This window comes from Streptomyces sp. Act143, from assembly GCF_003143935.1.
Taxonomy (GTDB): Bacteria; Actinomycetota; Actinomycetes; order Streptomycetales; family Streptomycetaceae; genus Streptomyces.
On record NZ_QFRX01000001.1, the window covers coordinates 2,849,470 to 2,850,124 of the forward strand.

General features: G+C 70.4%; 1 protein-coding gene. It reads left to right on the forward strand.

Annotated elements, in window-relative coordinates; all coding sequences use genetic code 11:
- A partial coding sequence (gene cysD, locus DI272_RS12720; protein WP_258314537.1) for a sulfate adenylyltransferase subunit CysD occupies positions 1–655 on the forward strand: 655 nt, incomplete at both ends.

The following is a 655-nucleotide window of genomic DNA, read 5'->3' on the forward strand; positions in this document are numbered from 1 at the left end:
CCCCTTCTCGCTGCTGCACGTGGACACCGGGCACAACTTCCCCGAGGTCCTCGACTACCGCGACCGGGCGGTCGCCCGGCACGGACTGCGCCTGCATGTCGCCTCCGTGCAGGACTACATCGACCGCGGAGTGCTGAAGGAGCGTGCGGACGGCACCCGCAACCCGCTCCAGACCCTCCCGCTGACCGAGAAGATCCAGGCGGAGAAGTTCGACGCGGTCTTCGGCGGCGGGCGCCGGGACGAGGAGAAGGCCCGGGCCAAGGAACGGGTGTTCTCCCTGCGCGACGAGTTCTCCCAGTGGGACCCGCGCCGCCAGCGCCCCGAGCTGTGGAACCTCTACAACGGCCGCCACGCCCCCGGCGAACACGTCCGCGTCTTCCCCCTGTCCAACTGGACCGAACTGGACGTCTGGCAGTACATCGCCCGCGAGCGGATCGAACTCCCCGGGATCTATTACGCCCACCAGCGCGAGGTCTTCCGGCGCGGGGGCATGTGGCTGACCGCCGGCGAGTGGGGCGGGCCTCGGGCGGACGAGGTCATCGAGAAGCGGCAGGTGCGCTACCGCACGGTCGGCGACATGTCCTGCACCGGCGCGGTGGACTCCGACGCCGACACCATCGAGAAGGTGATCGCCGAGATCGCCGCCTCCCGGCTC